This is a genomic window from Pseudomonas sp. 2822-15, assembly GCF_002742515.1.
In the GTDB taxonomy this organism is placed as follows: Bacteria; Pseudomonadota; Gammaproteobacteria; order Pseudomonadales; family Pseudomonadaceae; genus Aquipseudomonas; species Aquipseudomonas salomonii.
This window is the reverse complement of sequence record NZ_LJRY01000097.1, coordinates 1-276: the sequence shown is the minus strand read 5'-3', so window position 1 is coordinate 276 and position 276 is coordinate 1. Positions and strand designations below refer to the sequence as shown.

The 276-nt window shown below is 37.0% G+C and carries 1 protein-coding gene; it reads right to left on the bottom strand.

Annotated features, from left to right (window positions below; all coding sequences use genetic code 11):
• Positions 1 to 15: 15 nt before the first annotated feature.
• On the bottom strand, positions 16 to 276 hold a 261-nt coding region (locus tag AOA59_RS32325; protein ID WP_158235214.1), incomplete at its 5' end, for a hypothetical protein.

Genomic DNA, 276 nt, shown 5'->3' with positions numbered 1-276 from the left:
GACTCGTAAAGGAATTTAATTTTCGTATTGCACTGTTTTTTTCACCCATTCTCCATTTTTCTTCTGGAAATAGAGGGTAATAATAGGCGTGAATCCTTCCTCTATAGAGAGTAACTTGAAGGTAAACATACCTGAAACGAACGTTAGTCCCTCCTGTCTGATACCTTTAAAAATCATATCGTCACACACATCTGAGAAAAGAGCAGCACACTCCTCTAGTGACTTAGGTTGATCATTTTTTGCTCGATTAGCTTCATCAGTGATTTCCTTTATTTT